Genomic DNA, 20,624 nt, shown 5'->3' with positions numbered 1-20,624 from the left:
CCTGTAACTTTTTAATCAAGGACAACAAGGGATAATTGAGCATGACGCAACAGAAGCGAGCGTTGATAACTGGTATTACTGGTCAAGATGGTTCATATCTAAGTGAGTTTTTGTTGGAACAAGGTTATGAGGTTCATGGTATTATTCGCCGGACTTCTACCTTCAACACAGACCGCATCGATCACATTTACGAAGACCCCCACAAAGATGGAGTACGGTTGTTTCTTCACTACGGTGACTTGACGGATGGTACTACCTTGCGGCGCATTTTAGAAGAAGTCAAGCCAGTAGAGATTTACAACCTCGGCGCTCAATCCCATGTCAGAGTCAGCTTTGATTCACCAGAATACACAGTGGACGCTGTGGGAATGGGAACCCTGCGTTTGTTAGAAGCAATTCGGGACTACCAACAACGTACCGGAATTCAGGTGCGATTTTACCAGGCTGGTTCTTCAGAAATGTACGGTTTAGTACAAGCAATACCTCAAACTGAGACAACGCCCTTTTATCCCCGCAGTCCCTATGCTTGTGCAAAAGTTTATGCCCACTGGCAAACTGTAAATTATCGCGAGTCTTATGATTTGTTTGCTTGCAATGGCATACTTTTTAACCATGAGTCACCAAGACGGGGTGAAACCTTTGTAACCCGCAAAATTACTAGAGCAGTGGCTGGTATCGTCGCTGGTAAGCAGAAAAAAATTTACATGGGTAATCTAGACGCCAAGCGAGATTGGGGCTATGCGAAGGATTATGTCAAAGCAATGTGGTTGATGTTGCAGAAAGACCAGCCAGACGATTACGTAATTGCTACTGGTGAAACCCACTCAGTGAAAGAGTTTTTGGAACTGGCATTTAGTTATGTAAATCTCAATTGGCAAGATTATGTAGAGTTTGATGAGCGTTACCTCCGTCCATCTGAGGTAGAGTTGTTGATTGGCGATTCTACCAAAGCACGGCAGAAGTTAGGCTGGACACCATCAGTAACCTTTGAAGAACTAGTTTCCCTAATGGTAGAAGCAGACTTACAAGCATTGGGTCACACTTCACCCAATGGAAAAGGTTCGCAATTTCCACATGATATTGCGACTATTCGTCAAGAACTGGGCGCTTTGCACTTCTGATTTGCACCACAAAGGATAAAAAGATGACCGCCTTAGAACTAAAAAATAAACGCATTCTCGTCACTGGTGGGTCGGGGTTTCTAGGTCGTCAGGTGATAGATCAACTGTGTAAAGCAGGGGCTGATCGTGAGAAGATTACAATACCGCGATCGCGCGATTGCGATCTGCGTGTTTGGGAAAATAGCCAACGTGCAGTTGACCAGCAAGACATAATTATTCACCTAGCAGCTCATGTCGGTGGCATTGGTCTGAACCGCGAAAAACCCGCAGAGTTGTTCTACGATAACTTGATCATGGGAACCCAGCTAATTCACGCTGCCTATCAAGCTGGAGTACAAAAATTCGTTTGTGTTGGGACAATCTGCGCCTATCCTAAATTCACCCCAGTGCCATTCAAAGAAGATGATCTTTGGAATGGCTACCCAGAGGAAACCAATGCTCCCTACGGAATTGCTAAAAAAGCACTTTTAGTCCAATTGCAATCTTACCGCCAGCAGTACGGTTTTAATGGTATTTACTTACTGCCAGTGAATTTATATGGCCCAGAAGATAACTTCGACACAGGAAGTTCTCACGTTATACCAGCGTTAGTTCGCAAAGTTCACGAAGCCCAAATTAAGGGAGAAAAGCAACTCCCAGTTTGGGGTGATGGTAGTCCCACCCGTGAGTTTCTCTATTCAGAAGATGCAGCGCGGGGGATTGTTATGGGAACTCAATTCTATAACGAATCAGAACCAATTAACTTGGGAACGGGTTATGAAATCTCCATCCTTGATTTAGTAACTCTAATCTGCAAATTGATGGAGTATAAGGGTGAAATTGTGTGGCAAACTGATAAGCCTAATGGTCAACCCCGGCGCTGTTTAGATACTGAACGGGCCAAGCTTGCCTTTAATTTCACGGCTCAGGTGAGCTTTGAGCAAGGGCTAAAGAATACCATTGAGTGGTATCGTCAACACGCTGCATAACGATGTACTGGTGAATATAGAGTGGTATAAGCTGGGCAATGCCCAGCTTATTTGTTTGATGCTATAAATAATTTTCATGGACAAAGTGACTCATCAACTAAATAAAGCAGAACTACGTCGAACTCTACTCAAAACACGTCAATCAATGTCCGTTCGAGAGTGGAGAGAAAAAAGCGATCGCATTTGCTTTCATTTACAAAACTTTACTTTGTTTACCCAAGCAAAAACAATACTCGCTTATTTCAGCTTTCGCCAAGAACCTGACCTCAGTCCACTATTTGCAAACACCAAATACCGTTGGGGATTTCCTCGCTGCGTTGATCGATCAATATATTGGCATATTTGGACACCTAACGATTCTGTCCAAAGCGGCGCTTATGGCATTACTGAACCACACCCCGACGCTCCAATCTTAGATGCTGCCGAAGTAGATTTGATTCTTGTCCCCAGTGTTGCTTGCGACTATCAAGGATATCGCCTAGGCTATGGTGGTGGATATTACGATCGCTTGCTCAGTTTACCGCAGTGGCACACAAAGCCAACTATCGGAATTGTCTTTGATTTTGCCTATTTGTCCCAAATACCTATTGAACTTTGGGATAAACCACTACAAGCTGTTTCTACGGAAACCGGATTGACTCCAAAAGGCTGAAGGATTCAGGATGATGAAGACACATCATCTAAATGTTTTATGACTAATCCAACGTCATCTACCACTGATCAGGAAGCAATAATCGACGAGATTATCGCAACTAGCCTCCAAGCTCAACAAAAAACAGGCCCAGACCTCCGCCAAATTCATAGCAAAAGTCATGGACTCCTTTGGGGAGAGTTTATTATTGAACCCAATCTTACCGAAGAACTGAGAGTAGGTTTGTTCAAAACGCCCCAAACCTATCCTGCATGGATTCGTTTCTCTAGTGGTGGTTCGCCTGAAAAACGTGGTAAATTCCGCTCCGATAGCCAACCTGATGTTCGTGGTATCGCCATCAAGGTGATGAATGTGGACGGGCAAAAAGTGCTAAATGATGAAGAAAAAACTCAAGATTTTATACTCAACAATTATCCTACTTTCTTTACCAAAGACGTTCGTGATTATGCTGATATCTCCAAAGCAGGTAGTGGAGAACTTACCCCAGAGCGGCTAGAGGAACTTGGTTACGCCTTTGCTATCTTGCAAAAAATTGTCAGCCACAAGGTAGGAAATCCACTTTTGATTCAATATTGGAGTATGGCTCCGTTTAAGTTTGGTAGTCGCATTGTAAAATTATCTGTTAAATCTCAACAGCCTGAACAATCACCAGAAACACTTCCAGAATCAGAAAATTACCTCCGAGAAACGCTGGTCAAATATTTGACTGAAGAAGGTCGAGAAGCGTCTTTTGACTTTTTAATTCAGTTTTATATAGATAATGACAAAACGCCCATTGAAGACCACGTTCAGGAATGGCAAGAAGCAGATTCACCCTTTATTAAAGTTGCGACTGTCCGCATTCCCAGTCAGAAATTTGACTTTGAAGAACGCAAACGCTTAGATGAGGGTTCACTGTTTTCGCCTTGGCATACACTACTAGAGCATGAGCCTGTTGGAAGTGTGAATCTCTCTCGCAAGAGACTTTACAGCGAACTTGCAAAGTATCGACGAGAACAAATTGCCCAACGCTTACGGGAACCACAACCTTATGTAGCGGGTGAAGATTCACCACTATAATTTGATTTAAAACTGTAGGATGATAAGCTATAAGCCCACTTGAGTAGATACCATTTTTTGCGTTGCTGATTTGATATATAAAAGTTATTAGTTATGCAACCGAAACTCTTGTAGAGACGTAAAATTTTACGTCTCTACATCTATCTATATTGTAGGGTGCGTTACATTTCGTTCCTAACTTCTCGCCGCTTGTGGTGAGAGATAATTTAATTATAAAAAAAGATAATTTACTTTATTAATTAAATGCTGAACTGGAAAAAATCACGATCGCAAATTCTGCTAATGTATGCGCTATTGGGAGCGATCGCACTGGTAATGCTCTTCCCATTACTATGGCTAATTAGTACAGCCTTGAAATCGCCTACGGAAAATATTTTTCAGTCACCGCCACAGTTATTGCCCAGTCAACCAACACTAAATAACTTCTTTAGTGTGTGGAACTCTCTACCTTTTGGACAATACCTATATAACAGTACTTTGGTGTCAGTGCTGACTGTGGGCTTAAATCTGCTGTTTTGCGCTTTGGCTGCCTATCCGTTGGCAAGATTGTCATTTGTGGGGCGAGACTGGATTTTTGTAGCGATCGTCTCCACGATTATGATTCCCTTCCAAATCGTGATGATTCCCCTCTATATTTTGACAGTCCAGTTGGGTTTGAGAAATACTTATCTAGGGATGATTTTTCCGAGTTTAGCTTCTGCCTTTGGTATTTTTCTGTTGCGCCAAGCTTTCATGAGTATCCCCAAAGAGATAGAAGAAGCCGCCAGGATGGATGGCAGTTCGGAGTTAGGTTTGTGGTGGCACGTGATGTTACCAGCAGTTCGCCCAGCATTGGTAACTTTAGCTATTTTTGTATTCATTGGTGCTTGGAGTGACTTTTTGTGGCCTTTAATTGTCATCCAAGATGAAAATTTATACACTCTTCCCTTAGGGGTGGCGAAGCTAGCAGGGACATTTTCTCTTGACTGGCGGTTGGTAGCTGCTGGCTCCGTGATTGCGATCGCCCCAGTATTATTACTATTTTTATTTCTACAACGTTACATTGTACCCACGGAAACTGGTAGCGGTGTCAAGGGATAAAAATCTCTCTCCCCATTTCCCAATTCAATAAGCACCAGTCTTTTTAAAGACCACCCAGATAGTTTTAATAATCAGACTCAGGTCATAAGTTACAGACCACTTGCGCTGATAATCTATATCCATCTTGACAATGGTTTCAAAGTCTGTAATACTAGAGCGTCCATTAGCCTGCCATTCTCCGGTGATGCCTGGTTTAACTCGCAATCTATCCCAATGGTGTGGATCGTAATGGCTGACTTCATCAGGAGTGGGTGGACGAGTACCAACTAAACTCATGTCCCCTAACAAAACATTCCAAAATTGAGGGAATTCATCCAAGCTAGTACGCCGTAAAAATTTACCCACAGGAGTAATGCGAGGATCGTCAACAGATTTAAAGATGTGACCTTTGGCTTGGTTTTTAACCAAATGCTTGAGTTTATCGGCATCGACGATCATGGAACGGAATTTCCATATACGGAAAGTTTTTCCGTTCAAACCACAGCGAATTTGAGAATAAAATATTGGACTTGGCTCATGAATAAAAGTAGCAATTGCTACAGGAATTGCTACCATAAATGTAACGATCAGCCCCACAATGGCTCCAACAATGTCAATTAATCTTTTTCTCACGCTTAAAGTTGACGGGTGTGAAGGCTGTTGCGAACAATTAACTGAATAAAGATAAAGATTATTCACAAGGGCTAACTTATTTTATAACAGGAATTTTTGCATCAGTAGTGTAGACATGGACATGATTTTTACGCGATTTTTATTGCTTCCGTCGCTACTACCGAGTGTTAATATACACAAATTTTAACCGATAGAAAAACTAAAAACCCAAAATTTACAGAATCTTTCAATTAAAGTAGTAGATTGTAAATCTACAGTATTTTTCTCCATGCAATAAAAAAGATACTACTAGGGTATACATCCAAAAAATTACTGTAGTAGTACTTTGCAAAATTCCAAATGCTTACCTGGTAAGCATTTGGAATTTTGAGTAGTATCTTTATTTCTAGCGCGATCTACTAGTCTCAACGATCAACCTCTAAAGCGAAATTCACCGTATATGGTTCCTCCAGTGATTGCTGATTACTAGCCTTGATCGCATCTAGATAGCGGCGCAAAGACAACAGTTGTTGGGAATTGGGACGATAAGTGAGACTCCCTTGTTTTTCAAAAAGTGGTGCTGTGGCGATCGCCTGATAGGCAGGATTTTCTTGCGAACTCTGGGTAAGCCAGGTTGAGTCTGTAACTGAAGGTATCAAACCCGAAGGCAGTTCACCTTCCAAAAAAGCCAGTAGGCGTTGCTGACAAGTGCGAGTATTGATACCACGACCCTCAAATAACTGGATAACTTCACCAAAAGATAAGGGTCGCTCTGGTAGCAGCCGCAGCAATTCTGTAAATAGGAAATAATCAGTGTATTGTTGCCTGGGTATATCTAAAATCTGGGGATGCAGAGGCAGCATTGCCAAACCATAAGCAACCCGACTGCAATTGGGAGCACCGTTTTCGCCGAGATATAAATCTTGAATAATCTTAGCGCTGGGGAGTTTTTGCCGTAACCAGCGGTTCACCGTCCCCACACAAGCCACCCCACCAGTCAAGATAGCTTGATTAATTGCTTCTGTGGGGATGCCACGAGCTACCAATAATTTGTTGAGTTCTCGATTCAGGCGGCGCACAAAGGGGATAAATACCTGGCTTTCTAAGTCTCGTCGTTGCAAAATCCACCGCTGATCGGCTAATTCCAGGGTAAAAGAGTCTTGGTGTTGCAAAATCAGCTTCAGAGCTAGTGCCGCATCTAATACCGCCTGTCCCAGCAGAGAACTTTCTAGACGCTGTTGGAGGCGAATCCGAGCGGTGATATCTGGTTCTCCGACTCTGGGTAGTTCTAATTCTTCCAACCCTAAATTCTGCCAACGCATTTGGTCTAAACCAGGAATTGAGGGTTGCCATTGCCAAGGATTACTGGTGATAGTTTTGCGTTGGCGTAGCCCGCCGCAGGCATCGCTTTGTGTTTCTGTGCGTAATTGCCGAGATTTAGGTGGCAATAGCAGCTGGCAGATAATATCTTGTTCAATTCCTTTGCCAGCATAAGCAAAACTGTGGAGCATGAAATCATTGTATGTCAATTGCAGCAGGGTTTCTGGTACATTTACCAGCAACATTTCTGTGGCAGTTGTCCCAATGTTAATCACAAGGGTATTGCCAACAATAGGATTTTCGCTGGTTTTTGCAGGATGAGAACCTTGAGCATCGCTTAATTTTACTTGCTCACCGTTAGCAGCATCGAGTTCCGGGAGTAGACTAGCGATCGCTTCTTCCACAAAAAAGACTTGCTGCGGATGTTGGATGAGTTTGCTGGTGAGTAAAGCTTCCCGCACGTTGAAGCGATATTGTTCCGACCAGCTAGATGGGCAGCTGCAAATGACACCAGCAATATTATTGATAATCTTGGGAAAATTTTGTTCGCTGATCCCAACAGCACCAGCCATTAAACTAGGGGTGGTACAAGTTTTTTCGGATTTGAGGGTTAACAGTAGTTTAGAGAGCGATCGCACAACCCAAATCAAAGGGCCTGCGGAACATTCATTTAATTGCAAAATAGGTTCCCATTTCTGTCGTTCACTCTTGTAGGGAATGGCTACTTGTAAATAGGGCTTCAACTGCGCCGAGTAGAGATTATTTGTCGTCGGATCTGCTGTTGATCTCGGTGTTGCAGGAGTGGTGGCAGAATGATCGGGCCCTTTATCTTGGGCAACAGCCGCAGGTGCAGTCTGCTCATGTGCTTCGATACTTTCGTTTTCTCCGTGGGGTACAGAAGCTGTAGGCAGATAAACCTCTGTTGGTAAACGAAATGATTGCTGGAAGTCCTTTGTTCCCGGCGGATTTTCTGCTGACCAGTAGATAGGATGTACAACAAAAGTCGAGCGATTTAGTAATGCGGCAGAAATTCCTGTTGTACCCAAATCAATTCCTAAATACCAGACTGATTCTAGAACATTGAGCGAAATTTCTGGATTATTTATGGAGTTAGAGATTGTAGGTAAAGAACTTTCTTGAACAGGAGTTGTGACTTCCTTTTTTTTTTCAGTTTCTACCTGAGGAACTGCCAAACTGGAGAAAGCAGCAGTTGAGGTGTTTTCTGCTACTTGGAGATTTTCTAGCGATCGCTGCTCAGGGTAAATTGTGGGGATTGTGTCTTGAGTTTTATCAATTGGTTCTGAGAAAACATCCAAGTTACTAGCTGGCTGCGCCTCAGAATTTAGCTGCCGATCAAAATTAGCCAAATCCCGATCTAATTGCTGCAACTGTTCTTCATCTAGGGAAATATCAGGTACGGCTGGAGCCTGGTTTGACTCAATAGAAAGCAAGTTTTCTTGTGGTGAAGCAGCAATGTAGTTATCTGAAGACGGTTCTGACTGATCGTCGTTAATTAATACTTCCGATGTAACGATACCTTCTCTACCAGACGCTGCGCGTAGCTTGCTTCCCTGTAGGGGTACAGTAGGCTGTGCCAACGCAATTTCTGTTACTTCTGGAGTAATTGGTGCTGTAGTTGTGGCATCCTCTACAAAGGATGATGCTTCCAGTAGTTGCTGCTCACTACCTCTATCAGGCAATAGGTCGGTTAGGGTATTAATTGTATCAGCACTAGTTGGCTGAGTGCTGAGTTGCACTGGGAAATTGTCTATTTGTGGTACAGAATTGCTAAGAGGTAAGTCTAGGTCAGTAACCTCTTCAAAAAATAGTTCCTCCTGTGTTTCTGATGATAAATCTGTGGTTTCTACTAAAGTTTCTTGGGTTGAAAGACCCATATCTACAACCGCAGAATCCACAGTTGGAGACACAGGTGGGGTCTGTGCGATATTCAACGATGATGGGGAAGTTGTGGAAGTAGATAAGTCATTTGTGGCAACATCAAGGCTTGGATTATTAACATCACCAGCACCAAACAAACTGGCGTAAAGTTGGTCTACTTCATCACCAATTAACCCAGAAATATCTTGTGGTAATTCGGTCGGGGTTTCAGAAGATTGAGACGAGTCGAAACCAAGCTGCAACAGCACTGCATCTAGATCCTCTGTGAGGATAGTCTCCTGTTGCTCAGAATTAATTGTGAGTGGAGATGAAATTTCTGGCTGTATAAGCTCCAAGGGTTGGGGTACAACTCCAGCAGTGATTTCAGCTGGGTCAGCCAATGATGGTGGTGTCTGAGATTCTACTCCCAACAAAGATAACTGGGAACTAGGGGATTGTTGCTGCAAATGCTGGGTCAGATTATTGAGAAAGCTGGCCATCAGCTGTTCGCCTTGCATCCCCTTGCTATGCATTCTTGCCAGTGCTTGCGACAGAGATTCGTAATAGGTATTAATGTTACGCTGTAGTGCCTCAAAGACTACATTCACAGTCCCATCTAGTGATAATAGGCGTTGATCCAACTCTCTGGCTAGCTGGGTTAACCGCTCTACACGGTCTGGTGATTCTAAAAAAGGTTGAGTTGCAGAAGTTGTTGGTTCTGAGTTGGCGTGATTAATTCCTCCTGAGGAATTGGGGGAATTTTCCCACGTCTGTGCTACCAGTGGCGTTAAAGTTGGTACAAGACGACTCATGAGTACCTGTAAAAACTCGGTAATCATCTGCTCTTGGTTTGTTAACTGCTGCGCTAAGGAGTAATTTTGCAAACGCTTTTGTTCTAGCTGCCGAATTTCCTGTATGAGAGTGGCTCGCTCTTGCAATAACCCTTCTAATTCCGATCGCAATGGCTGTATCAAGCTCGAAAATTCACTTTTTAATTGTCCTCCCCCAACAGTACTTTGTTCCTGATAGGGTTCGAGCTGCGGTAATGGATACTGGTTATTACCTCGATCAATAAATTTTGTTAATAAAGGCGATGGCGGAGCCATCGCCAAGGGCGAACGCGGTTCTTCAGAAGACTGATTTGGGATGCCGTTCTCTAATGCTTCTTTTTCTTGTAGCCTGACCAAGAAGTTGCGAATTCGTTCTAAAACCTCTTTAGGCTCTTGCGCCTGACCAGACAGAAATCTAGACACGCGTTTGCCACCACTGGCAAGTAAGTTGTCAATGTCTGCGATCAGCTTTTGAATTTCGTCTGCACTGGAAGTCACTTTTATTACCTTACGTAGAAATGTTTATCAACTAATGTGACAATTACTTTACAATCACCGTACCCCTATGGGGATCTTGCTACACGCAGCGTCGACCATAGAAGAAGTTTTGAGTGGTAAAAGCCACTACTTGGACTTGTGACTGTCATTATGTTATGGATTACTGGGAGTTGTGGCAATCTTCAATCAGCGTTTGTTTGAGAAGCTTAGTTTTGCAGCTCATTGGTTGCCTATTTTTGAAAATCGCTAAAATACCTGAGCAATAATTTACTCCCTTTAGTATCATTGATGTTGTTTGCCTATATTCTTAACCAATCAAGTTTGCAGTGCAGCTAGCCCCTAAGCAATACAACCGCCGGCTATAAACTACTTTTTGCAAAACTTTTACCCCATTTAAACTTATAGGTAAAGATTATTTAGAAAAACGTTCTTGTCGCTTTCTTATGTAGCATAGTTTAGTTTTCTCTTTGAAAGGGAGCTGTGCAATGATAGCTTAGGCTAAAAATGGCGCTCTTGTTTGTTGTGTGTATATAGCAGCTTCAATAAAAATGTCGTAATGGAAGACCGATATAGCTTGCAAGCACAGGCTAATCCCTGGATGATCACCTCCGCGCCCTTTTTTCAAGGGTTGCCAGAAACTGCTGTGGAATCAGCCCTGATCCATCTTGTTACCCGCACTCACCCAGCCAATCAGGTAATTCTGCTGGAAAATGACTGGGGCGGTTCTGTGTATTTTATTATGGACGGATGGGTAAAAATTCGCACCTACAACCTGGAAGGAAAAGAGGTAACGCTGAATATTCTTGGCAAGGGGGAATTGTTTGGTGAAATGGCGGCACTAGATGAAGTACCTCGATCCACAGATGTGATTACCTTAGCGCCGACGGTAATTGGCAGTATGCCTGCTCAGGATTTTGTCAAGTTACTTCAGATAGAACCCTTGGCGGGAGTTCGATTGGCGCAACTAATGGCACGACGTTTGCGGCAAGTAAATCGCCGATTGCGATTGCGGGAATCTGATAGCCAGTCACGTGTGGCAGATACGTTGCTATTTTTGGCAGAAGGACAGGGAAAAAAAGGGCAAACAGGAACCGAAATCCCCAATTTACCTCATCGAGAATTGAGTAGTTTGAGCGGACTGGCGCGGGAAACGGTAACAAGAGTGTTGACAAGGCTAGAAAAAAAAGGCTTGATTAAACGGGATCAAGACACTATTTGTATTCCCGATTTGTCAGCCTTGGAAAGAATGATAGTTTAAGAACTTGTCAGATATGAGTATTTTAGATTCTCTGCCAGATGAGCCGGAGAAAGATCCATCCCCTGAATCTCCAACTCCTCACAATCATTGGTTAGACAAAGAACAGCAGTTAATGCCTCCTCAACTCAAGGCTGATGCGCCCTTGAGGATGGTGGAAACAGCGTTTTTAGCCAGTACTGCTAGCTTAATTTGGTTTATTAATTTCTACTTTCCATTGGGCCCAGTTTTGCGGATATTTTTTCCAGTGCCGATCGCTCTAGTTTATCTGCGTTGGGGCAAACGTGCGGCATGGATGGCAGCACTCACCTCCGGGTTACTGCTGACGGTACTGATGGGACCAGCGCGCAGTTTACTGTTTGTTATGCCCTACGGGTTTATGGGCGTGCTTTTAGGAGCGACGTGGTATCGTCGTCGTGTTCCCTGGATTGTTTCCATCACCTTGGGTACGCTGTTGGGTACTTTGGGAGTTTTTTTTAGGCTGTGGTTGCTGTCTGTTTTGTCAGGTGAAGACCTATGGATTTATGTGATTACCCAGGTGACTGAGTTCATTGAGTGGGTATTTTTGAAGCTGAGTTTGTTGGCAACTCCCAGTGTATTTTTGATTCAAGTAGGAGCGATCGCTCTAATTTTACTCAACAACTTTATCTACCTTTTTGTGGTACACCTGGCAGCATGGTTGCTTTTTGACCGTTTGGGCAACCCCATTCCCCGTCCACCACACTGGGTGCAAGTCCTCATGGATTATGACGGTTAGTCATTAGTCATTAATCTTTGGTTAAATGATTACTCCTAACTAATCACCAATTCCCCATGCCCAATTCCCAAATTAGTATTTATACCCAAAAAGAACAGGGTGAAGAATGGCTGCGACGGTATCGTGGTTGTCTACCCGTATTTGCCTGTGTTTTAGGATTTACTGAAACTGGTTTAATTTCAGGGATTTCTGCTGCTGGCCGCACTCCAGAGGATCGGAAATATACTGCTTGTGCCGATGCCGAGTTTTTGTATTACGGCCCGGAACATAAAGCCCAATATCCCCTACCACCATTAGCGGCTGGGGCTTCGCCTGTGCTGATTTCTCGCGCTGTCTTTGAGTCACTAAATATACCAGTTCATTTGTTTAATGCTGGTTTGCCTCAGCCTCCTGCTGTGCCAGTAATTGATTTGGGTGGCTCTCCTGCTAAGTGTTTAAGTGGAGGTGCTGCTATGGAAATCACAACTGTACACCACTTGTTTGAACAAGGGCTACTTTGGGGAGAACGCCTTGCAGGCAACATCCAACAGGGGTATCTAATTGTCGGTGAGTGCGTCGTCGGAGGCACCACAACTGCTCTGGCAATCTTAACTGGTTTGGGTATAGATGCTGCCGGAAAAGTTAACAGTAGTCACCCTGTTTGTAACCACGCACAAAAGTGGGCACTAGTGCAAGCGGGGCTGGAGAAGATGATGGGGAGCAGGGGGCACTTAGCTGGGGGTAGGGAGCAGGGAGCAGGGGGCCGGGAGCAGGGGGAGATAAACTTGCAATCATCAATCCAAAATCGTTCGACTGAGCGTAGCCGAAGTCCAAAATCTCAAATCCAAAATTCTGTAGATCCTCTAAAACTCGTCGCCGCCGTGGGCGATCCGATGCAAGTGGTAGTAGCTGGGATGGCGATCGCTGCTAGTCGTAGTTGTGGTGTAATGCTTGCTGGTGGGACGCAAATGCTGGCGGTTTATGCGCTGATAAGTGCGATCGCTCAAGCTTACACTTTATCATGGCAACCAGAAGCAGTAGTTATAGGTACAACCCGCTGGGTGGCAGAAGACCCTACTGGCGCTACAGTTGACTTAGCCCTCAGCTTAGGAAAAGTTAGCTTAACTCACAGTGGAGGAATCCCTCCCCTATTAGCAACTCATCTGAGTTTTGCTGATTCTCGTTATCCCCAACTGAGAGCTTATGAGCAGGGCTTTGTGAAAGAAGGTATGGGAGCTGGAGCCGCTTGCATAGCCGCCCATCTGAGCCAAGATTGGCTGCAACACCAACTTTTAGCAGCCATTGAAGCCCAACTTGAACGGCTAAGTACAGCATTTGATTAATTCGTAGCGAATTAAATTTAGTAGGAATCTGTGTCCCTCTGCGCTTTATTAAAAACTCCCATCCAGGATTGTCATCAAGTGCTAGCAAGAAATTTATCAATTTGATAGCTGGATTAGTTGCTTATACTTAATATATTTCTACAAAGCTATCACTCGATATTTAACTTAAAGGCTTGCCTTTCTAGCTTCAGCCATTTTTTTAATTCATTGAACTCAAGTTAAATTTAATGAATTCTTTCTCTGAGTAATTGTTCTTCTAAAGCAGCAATGCGATTGTATGCTGCTGTTAATTGCGCTGTCAGTCGTTGTATTTGAATTTCTGGTGTTATGTTATCTCCACCTTGACGATGCATGTCTAGATAAATGCCATCTGTCAATACATCCTTGTGTTCCATTTCTGGATTGAAATTGTTACGTCCTTTGAACTGGTAGCCTCCAGCAGTACTATTTTCCTGATAATTATCCTTTGCTTGTGTATTCGCTAAGGAACATTCTGAGAAAGCTTGAGCGACTTTATCGTCAAGCTGCTCAATCACTTGGCAGAGCGCATCCAGTTTTTCGCTTAAAGTCAGGATTTGCTTCTGTAATGGCTCCATTTAATACCCTCAACCGTAGATTTTCTTTATGTTATTCAATTTACTCTCAATGTTAACTATACTTAGGGATTATTTAAGTATTGATAATTTTTGGTGCAAATCTGACATTTAAATCATTACTTCTAAATATAAGTAAAGTTTGACTATAAGTAGTACTGAGGAATTTTATGGAGAAAAATTAATCTTTAGGTAGCTATTTGCCGAAAAAGTCGCTAATTTGAGTCAAATATTCCAAATCATCCGTATTACCTAGAAAAACACCGATAATTTTCCAACTCCACTTTTTTAGCTAGTCAGCCTCTGGTGAATCTCTGCTTAATATTAGGTATAATCAAAAATCTCAAATCCAAAATCAATGGATCGACGGTCTTTTTTGCTGGGTACAAGTACACTGGCACTTTCACAACTGCTTTTTGGCTGTGGTGGAAACAACCAGACGCAACTAAAAGTACAGTTATTAAAAGGTTCTATACCTGGTCAGGTAGTTAATCAATTCCACAAAGGTTTGCAGCAACAGGTGCAATTAAAGTTTGCTCCAGTTGAGCAGCTACAGGATTTATTTCAGCAATTACAAAATTGGCAGCAGAAACCAAAAGCCACTGATGAGCAGGGATGGAGACGTTTTATACCCTTTAGGCAAGGTCAAAAAACGGCTGATGCAGACCTAGTGACATTGGGAGATTACTGGTTAAAAGCAGCTATTGAACAGAAACTGATTCAACCACTCCAAGAGATACAGGGAAACCAATTAAAGCAATGGTCTGCTTTAGATGAAAGGTGGAAGAGACTGGTAACGCGCAACGACCAAGGTAACTTAGATACTCAAGGGAAAGTCTGGGGTGCGCCTTACAGGTGGGGTAGCACGGTGATTGTTTATAACCGTGACAAGTTTCGAAAATTGGGGTGGACGCCCAAAGATTGGAGTGATTTGTGGCGAGATGGAATGCAGCAGCGCATTTCCGTACTTAACCAACCACGAGAAGTTATTGGTCTGGTCTTAAAGAAGTTAGGAAAATCTTACAATACAGAGAATCTTGACCAAGTAGCAGACTTGGAGAAGGAATTACAGACATTAAACCGACAGGTGAAGTTATACAGTTCCAATAACTATTTGGAACCTCTAATTATGGGAGACACTTGGTTAGCGGTTGGTTGGTCAACCGATGTACTGCCAGTTCTGGGACGTTATCCGCAACTTGCGGCAGTTATCCCCCAGTCAGGAACAGCAATCTGGGCAGATTTGTGGGTACGCCCCGCAGGTATTACTACTAAGAGTACTTTATCAGATCAATGGATTGACTTTTGTTGGCAACCAAGCACAGCTAAACAAATTTTGGTGCTGACCAAAAGTAATTCGCCAATTTCTACAAATATTGCCGCTTACGATATTCAAGAACCATTACGGAGCCTTTTGCAGAGCGATCGCGAAGTTTTTGATAAAAGCGAATTTTTGCTTCCCTTACCCCCATCAGCAATAAAACAATACGAGTCTTTGTTCGCCAAAATTAAGGTTTAATTGGGCATTGGGAGAGGAAAGGAATTTTCCCCCTGCTCCCAATTCCCCATTCCCTAACTCCTGACTCTTGACTAGAGTGAACGCTGTAACCCTATCTTGTTCTTAACAGTTGTTTGGATACTGCATAAAGCTGGACTTGTATTAAAGTTGCAAGTGTAGGTTGCCAAGGGTTCTTTTTGATAATTAAATACCCGGACATTGTAACCAAAGTTGCGTGCAGCGCTACCCAAGCGATTTACGAAGTCGTAGCGTTCTACATACTCTAGTAAGCTCCAAATTTGCTGATTCACGATCAAGTCTACTCGTGCAGGTTCTTTTTCAGAAGCTGGATATGCAATCCAATTATCCAATAGCTTTTTCTCAGAGTTTTGTTGTGCCCACCATAAACTAGGAACGGTTAATTGTGCTGGGTTAATGGTGTTAGCTGTGATTACATAGTCTTTTGGCTTGGTTAATAAGTCTAGTTCCAGAGGCGCACTAGAAGGCGATGGTATTGGGGGGGTTTGTGCTAGTAAGGGCGGGACTAGTAAAGTGGTAAGGCTAATGGTTAGTAATAATGATAATGATGTCTGGCGATGGCTGCACCAACGCCTGCCGTAGGATGCCCAAAGGGCTGTAGGGCGATCGCACAATTTTGGTATATGCATAGCTGATACTAATTCGTAATTCGTAATTAAGGCACAAGTCAAAATTCGGGCAATTTAAAGTTTTATGGCAACTACGCGAAGTCTTCGATAGTCTGCTGTCCAAGTTCCTTGTTGATACAGCGTTGGCTTCAGATATTCTTCGACGACGCGAATTACTTGTATTTGTTGCTCACTAGAAAGTCCTGCTAAAAAAGTGCTGGCGAACATCTGAATCCAGTTTGCCATACCTGCTTCTCCATCTGCTAAAGAAGTTGGACGAGCAAACAAGCTACTATAGATGACATCAAAGCCTTGCTGTTCTAATAGAGTGGCGTACTCACCAATACTAGGAAAATACCAAGGATTTAGGGCTTGTGCAGAAATATTAAATGCTTCTAAGGCGCTTTCCAAAGCTGTGACGATCGCCTGCACATTTCCTTTACCACCAAATTCTGCCACAAAACGGCCTCCGGGTTTTAGGGATTGATGTATGGAAGCGATCGCTGCATCCGGTTCTTTAATCCAATGTAATACAGCGTTGGAAAATACAGCATCCAAAGGCTTGTCTACTCGAAAGATTTGGGCATCACCAACATTGAAGCGCAAATGTGGATAGTTTTGTCTTGCCTTCTCGATCATTTCAGGCGCATAATCAATTCCCATAACCTCAGCCCCAGCCTGGGCAATTTTTTCTGTGAGTTGCCCAGTACCACAACCAAGATCCAAAATAAATTCTCCTAGTTTGGGATTGAGCAATTTCAGCAAGTCCTCGCCATACTGCCAGACAAAGGCGTGTTTATCTTCATAAACAGAAGCGTCCCAATAATTATTAGGGATTGAAAGATTATTCATAAGTATTGAAATTCTAGTGTGTTGATTTGCCAATAATCAACCATCTGTCTTGGGTTGATGATCGCCTATTCATCACAATAAAAAAGATTTTTAATTATGTCCAATATATATTTTCACCTTAACTAATATTTTAAAGATATGAGTTTAGGTAACAGATGGAACTACGACACTTACGCTACTTTGTCACCTTGGCTGAGGAACTGCACTTTGGACGAGCAGCGGAACGATTGCATATTGCCCAACCTCCTCTAAGTCAACAAATTCGGCAGCTAGAGCGGGAATTGGGTTTTGAACTGTTTCACCGCACAAAGCGAAATGTGCAGTTAACAGAAGCCGGGCAGGTGTTTCTGGGTGAAGTCCAGCAAATTATGAGGCAATTACAACAGGCTATCCAAGTTGGACGGCAAACCAGTCGGGGCGACATTGGACAGTTGGTGGTCGGCTTTGTCAGTTCTGCGGCGTATAATATTTTGCCAACTATTCTGCGAACCTTTCGTAGCTACGTTCCTGGTGTGAGCATCGAGTTGCATGAACTGACTACAGATCAACAGTTAGAGTGGTTACGAGAAGGTCGAATGGATGTAGGATTATTGCGTCCACCTGTTGAAGAAAATAGATTTAGTTGCGAAACAATTTTTCAAGAGCCGCTGATGGTGGCACTACCCGAAGCGCATTTGCTAGCGAGTCAATCTGATGTTTGTTTGACATCCCTTGCCAATGAACCGTTTATTTTATTTCCCAGGATATTAGCACCAGGACTTTACGATTTAATTATCAGTCTCTGCCAGCAAGCAGGCTTTAGTCCCAAGGTTGCTCAAGAAGCTATCCAGATGCAAACGATTGTTAGCCTAGTAGCAGCTGAGATGGGCGTTGCGATCGTGCCTGCATCTTTGCAAAACCTGCAACGGATTGGGGTAGTTTATAAAACTGTACAAGAATCTACGCCAAAAGTAGCGGTCGCCATGATTTGGCGAAAAAACGAGACATCCCCAACTGTGCTGAGGCTTGTGGAGATAGTTAAACAAGCTGCCCAGCATTGGTAAATAAGGCACCAACAATTATTACCGCAGTGCAGATACTCCCATTGGGCCACGAGTTACACCTAGCTGATTTTGCAGCTTCAACTCGCGCCAGAGTTGGGAACCTGTAATCTCGCCTTGCAGTAGTTGACTGTAGCAATGTATTGTTTTACTCACTTGTTCTGGGGTTTCATTGACAAACTCGATGCGAAACTGACGTAATCCCAGTTCTATGAGGCGGTGTACGTACTCGGCTCCGGTTTGAGCGGTGCCGTTGAATACAGTATTACGGCAACCTACATCCGCTTTGAGGACGTGTTCGCTACCAACGCGATCGCGCAATTTCACTTCCTGCTTTTCACAAGGTCGTCCACAGTTAGTGTAGTCTGTACCCGTTGATAGAAAGGCACAAAATACACAATGTTCCATGTGAAACATCGGCATGTGTTGATGGATTGTCACCTCAAACCACTGGGGTGGGCAACTGGTGAGTAGGTCTTGTAGTTGGGTAATATTCAGGTCATAGGATGCCGTCAGCCTTTCTAAACCAAAGTGTTGCTGAAAATAGTCTGCTGTTAAAGGATTAGCGACGTTGAGTGAGAAATCTCCGATACAACGGTCTTGGGCAAAAAATTGCAGTTGATCATAGTTCCGCACCAAATAGCCATCTGCCTCAGAGGCACGTACTTGCTGTAAAATCCAGTTTTCCCCAGGTTTGGTAATTCGGGGTGGTGCAACCCAAATTGTGGGGAGTGGCGATTGTTGTCTTTGTTTATGTACTAGCTGCACCGCTTCTCGGTAAGCGCGGGGGTCTTCAAATTCACAGTACAGTGTTTCAATACCAGCTTTGAGGGCGGCTTGGAGTTGCTTGAGGTTTCGTACCAAGACTATGAGTGAAGGAGATGTAGCTTTAGCTTCCTGCAGGGTAGGAGATGAGGGTACTGAGGAGGGGAGTAAGTCTTGGAAAGAGACATCAGAACGTAATTTCCAGCGTTTGGGTTGACTTCGCAATTCTTCCATCTGTGCCACAATTTCCCGCCGCATCCGGTTTAACTCACTTACGGGCAGCATAATAGCACCGCTGAGGTGGTTGGTTAGCGTTCCCAAACAGAAAGGAGTGTTACCGAGACGACCGAATTGTTCTTGTAAACGGTCTGTATCTAGGGGTTTGGTGTGCGCTTCAACCAGTGAAATTGCAGACTCCACTTGTACAATATTACCGAGTTGATCGCGAGCGATCGCAATCAATGGCTGACCAACTTCTCCATAAATTTCTACAGAAATAGGACGCTGAAATTGGGGGTTCTCACCAGCAAAACTTTGACGTAGTTGCTTATCTAATTCTGGATCGCTGGTTTTCCAAATGCGATCACCTATATGCACCCGGCGCAGGTTCAAGTCATTTCGCCCAAAGGTCAGCATGGTTTCTTTACCCTTGGACACCACAGCATAAACTCGGCCGCCTTCTTCCTTCGCCTCTGGGTGACCACAGTCAAATACTATTCCATCTCCCGGTTTTACAGGCGCTTCTAGTTTGACTGTTACCTGTTCGTTGTGAATGCGGCTGACTTCACCCAAATAAACCCCACGTTTTTTACCAAAGCGGGCGTGAACTAGTTCCTGATTATTAATCCCGCCAAACCAACCCGTGTAGAGTCCGCGAGAAAATGCCATTTCTAGGTTGTAGTGTTCTTGATCTGATTGACCTCTCCCCCAGCCCCTCTCCGAAACGGAGAGGGGAGCTTTTATTCCCCCTTCCCTCTCTTCGAGACGCTGCGCGAACGTAGGGAAGGGGGTTAGGGGGTTAGGTCTTTCTAATTCCGCTATCACCCCATCCAAAGCTTGCCGATAAACGCGGGTCACATTAGCAACATACTCTGGAGCTTTCAAACGACCTTCAATTTTGAGACAAGTTACTCCTGATTTCACCAAATCTGGCAAAACATCTAACCCTGCTAAATCTTGAGGACTAAGCAAATATTTGCGTTCTTTTAAATTCACAACTTCCCCATCAGCGATTAACTCGTAGGGCATCCGGCAAGCTTGGGCACATTCACCTCGGTTTGCAGAACGTCCGCCTAAAGCCTCGCTAGTCAAACACTGACCGGAATACGCCACGCACAAAGCACCGTGAACAAAAACTTCCAAGGGCAGCGAAGTTTCTTGTAGGGCAATCTGCTGCTGAATTTTATTGATTTCCTGAAGAGAACATTCACGCGCCAGCACGACTAACTGACAGCCGAGGGACTTGGCAAATTCCACCCCAGCCGCACTTGTGATGGTCATTTGGGTGGAAGCATGGATGGGAAAATCAGGGGAAAGGTGACGGATGAGACGGCATATACCAATATCTTGAACAATCACCGCATCCACACCTGCTGCAATAATTGTGCGGAGATATTGCTGTGCTTCTGCTAGTTCTTTGGGAAATATTAGTGTGTTGACGGTGACATAACCCTTTACACCCCGACGGTGGAGGAATGTCATCAATTGAGGTAAGTCCGCCTCCGTAAAATTTTCTGCCCGCATTCTGGCGTTAAACCGATCCAAACCGAAGTAAATCGCATCTGCCCCATTTTCCACAGCAGCTTTAGCACATTCCCAATTACCTGCTGGCGCGAGTAGTTCAGGACGTTGAAGGGAGGATTGGGAAAAAGAGCGATCGCTTTTCATCAGATTTAGGG

At 43.9% G+C, this 20,624-nt stretch carries 16 protein-coding genes; 10 read left to right on the top strand and 6 right to left on the bottom strand.

Annotated elements, in window-relative coordinates:
* Positions 1–41 precede the first annotated feature (41 nt).
* The 5 genes from gmd to RM347_RS18170 all read left to right on the top strand — a co-directional run bounded on the left by gmd (position 42) and on the right by RM347_RS18170 (position 4,880).
* Positions 42–1,121 carry a GDP-mannose 4,6-dehydratase gene (gene gmd, locus RM347_RS18190; RefSeq protein ID WP_322720571.1) on the top strand — a complete coding sequence of 360 codons (1,080 nt, stop codon included), beginning with the start codon at positions 42–44 and terminating at the stop codon, positions 1,119–1,121.
* A gap of 23 nt (positions 1,122–1,144) precedes the next feature.
* On the top strand, positions 1,145–2,089 hold the full coding sequence (locus RM347_RS18185) for a GDP-L-fucose synthase family protein (protein ID WP_322720572.1): 945 nt from the start codon (positions 1,145–1,147) through the stop codon (positions 2,087–2,089).
* A 76-nt stretch (positions 2,090–2,165) separates the two neighbouring features.
* On the top strand, positions 2,166–2,741 hold the full coding sequence (locus RM347_RS18180) for a 5-formyltetrahydrofolate cyclo-ligase (RefSeq protein WP_322720573.1): 576 nt from the start codon (positions 2,166–2,168) through the stop codon (positions 2,739–2,741).
* 39 nt (positions 2,742–2,780) lie between these two features.
* Positions 2,781–3,800, top strand: a complete 1,020-nt coding sequence (locus tag RM347_RS18175) for a catalase family protein (RefSeq protein WP_322720574.1) — start codon at positions 2,781–2,783, stop codon at positions 3,798–3,800.
* Positions 3,801–4,043: 243 nt separating this feature from the next.
* Positions 4,044–4,880, top strand: a complete 837-nt coding sequence (locus RM347_RS18170; protein ID WP_322720575.1) for a carbohydrate ABC transporter permease — start codon at positions 4,044–4,046, stop codon at positions 4,878–4,880.
* Between the two features lie 24 nt (positions 4,881–4,904).
* Here the strand turns inward: RM347_RS18170 and RM347_RS18165 are convergent, their stop codons facing one another.
* Both RM347_RS18165 and RM347_RS18160 read right to left on the bottom strand, forming a co-directional pair.
* Complete coding sequence (locus RM347_RS18165; protein WP_322720576.1) at positions 4,905–5,558, bottom strand: sugar transferase; 654 nt, start codon at positions 5,556–5,558, stop codon at positions 4,905–4,907.
* A 338-nt stretch (positions 5,559–5,896) separates the two neighbouring features.
* A complete protein-coding gene (locus RM347_RS18160) occupies positions 5,897–9,997 on the bottom strand; it encodes a hypothetical protein (RefSeq protein WP_322720577.1) in 4,101 nt (1,366 codons plus the stop codon).
* A 556-nt stretch (positions 9,998–10,553) separates the two neighbouring features.
* Here RM347_RS18160 and RM347_RS18155 point away from each other — a divergent pair.
* The 3 genes from RM347_RS18155 to RM347_RS18145 are packed head-to-tail and all read left to right on the top strand — an operon-like array spanning position 10,554 to position 13,331.
* Positions 10,554–11,255 carry a Crp/Fnr family transcriptional regulator gene (locus tag RM347_RS18155; RefSeq protein ID WP_179065484.1) on the top strand — a complete coding sequence of 234 codons (702 nt, stop codon included), beginning with the start codon at positions 10,554–10,556 and terminating at the stop codon, positions 11,253–11,255.
* 13 nt (positions 11,256–11,268) lie between these two features.
* A complete protein-coding gene (locus tag RM347_RS18150; protein ID WP_322720578.1) occupies positions 11,269–12,009 on the top strand; it encodes a DUF2232 domain-containing protein in 741 nt (246 codons plus the stop codon).
* Between the two features lie 56 nt (positions 12,010–12,065).
* Positions 12,066–13,331, top strand: coding sequence for a nicotinate-nucleotide--dimethylbenzimidazole phosphoribosyltransferase (locus tag RM347_RS18145; protein WP_322720579.1), 1,266 nt, complete (start codon positions 12,066–12,068; stop codon positions 13,329–13,331).
* 224 nt (positions 13,332–13,555) lie between these two features.
* Here RM347_RS18145 and RM347_RS18140 read toward each other — a convergent pair whose 3' ends face one another.
* Positions 13,556–13,927 carry a hypothetical protein gene (locus tag RM347_RS18140; RefSeq protein WP_322720580.1) on the bottom strand — a complete coding sequence of 124 codons (372 nt, stop codon included), beginning with the start codon at positions 13,925–13,927 and terminating at the stop codon, positions 13,556–13,558.
* 355 nt (positions 13,928–14,282) lie between these two features.
* On the opposite strand from RM347_RS18140, the gene RM347_RS18135 reads away from it, so the two are divergent.
* Complete coding sequence (locus RM347_RS18135; protein WP_322720581.1) at positions 14,283–15,443, top strand: extracellular solute-binding protein; 1,161 nt, start codon at positions 14,283–14,285, stop codon at positions 15,441–15,443.
* Between the two features lie 71 nt (positions 15,444–15,514).
* Here the strand turns inward: RM347_RS18135 and RM347_RS18130 are convergent, their stop codons facing one another.
* Both RM347_RS18130 and RM347_RS18125 read right to left on the bottom strand, forming a co-directional pair.
* On the bottom strand, positions 15,515–16,090 hold the full coding sequence (locus RM347_RS18130) for a hypothetical protein (RefSeq protein ID WP_322720582.1): 576 nt from the start codon (positions 16,088–16,090) through the stop codon (positions 15,515–15,517).
* 54 nt (positions 16,091–16,144) lie between these two features.
* Positions 16,145–16,921 carry a class I SAM-dependent methyltransferase gene (locus tag RM347_RS18125; protein WP_322720583.1) on the bottom strand — a complete coding sequence of 259 codons (777 nt, stop codon included), beginning with the start codon at positions 16,919–16,921 and terminating at the stop codon, positions 16,145–16,147.
* A gap of 155 nt (positions 16,922–17,076) precedes the next feature.
* On the opposite strand from RM347_RS18125, the gene RM347_RS18120 reads away from it, so the two are divergent.
* On the top strand, positions 17,077–17,964 hold the full coding sequence (locus RM347_RS18120; protein WP_322720584.1) for a LysR family transcriptional regulator: 888 nt from the start codon (positions 17,077–17,079) through the stop codon (positions 17,962–17,964).
* An 18-nt stretch (positions 17,965–17,982) separates the two neighbouring features.
* On the opposite strand, the gene RM347_RS18115 is transcribed toward RM347_RS18120, so the two are convergent.
* On the bottom strand, positions 17,983–20,613 hold the full coding sequence (locus RM347_RS18115) for a U32 family peptidase (protein WP_322720585.1): 2,631 nt from the start codon (positions 20,611–20,613) through the stop codon (positions 17,983–17,985).
* Positions 20,614–20,624 lie beyond the last annotated feature (11 nt).

Origin of the sequence: Nostoc sp. ChiQUE02 (genome assembly GCF_034531305.2) — a bacterium.
In the GTDB taxonomy this organism is placed as follows: Bacteria; Cyanobacteriota; Cyanobacteriia; order Cyanobacteriales; family Nostocaceae; genus Nostoc.
This window is presented reverse-complemented; position numbering and strand designations above follow the sequence as displayed.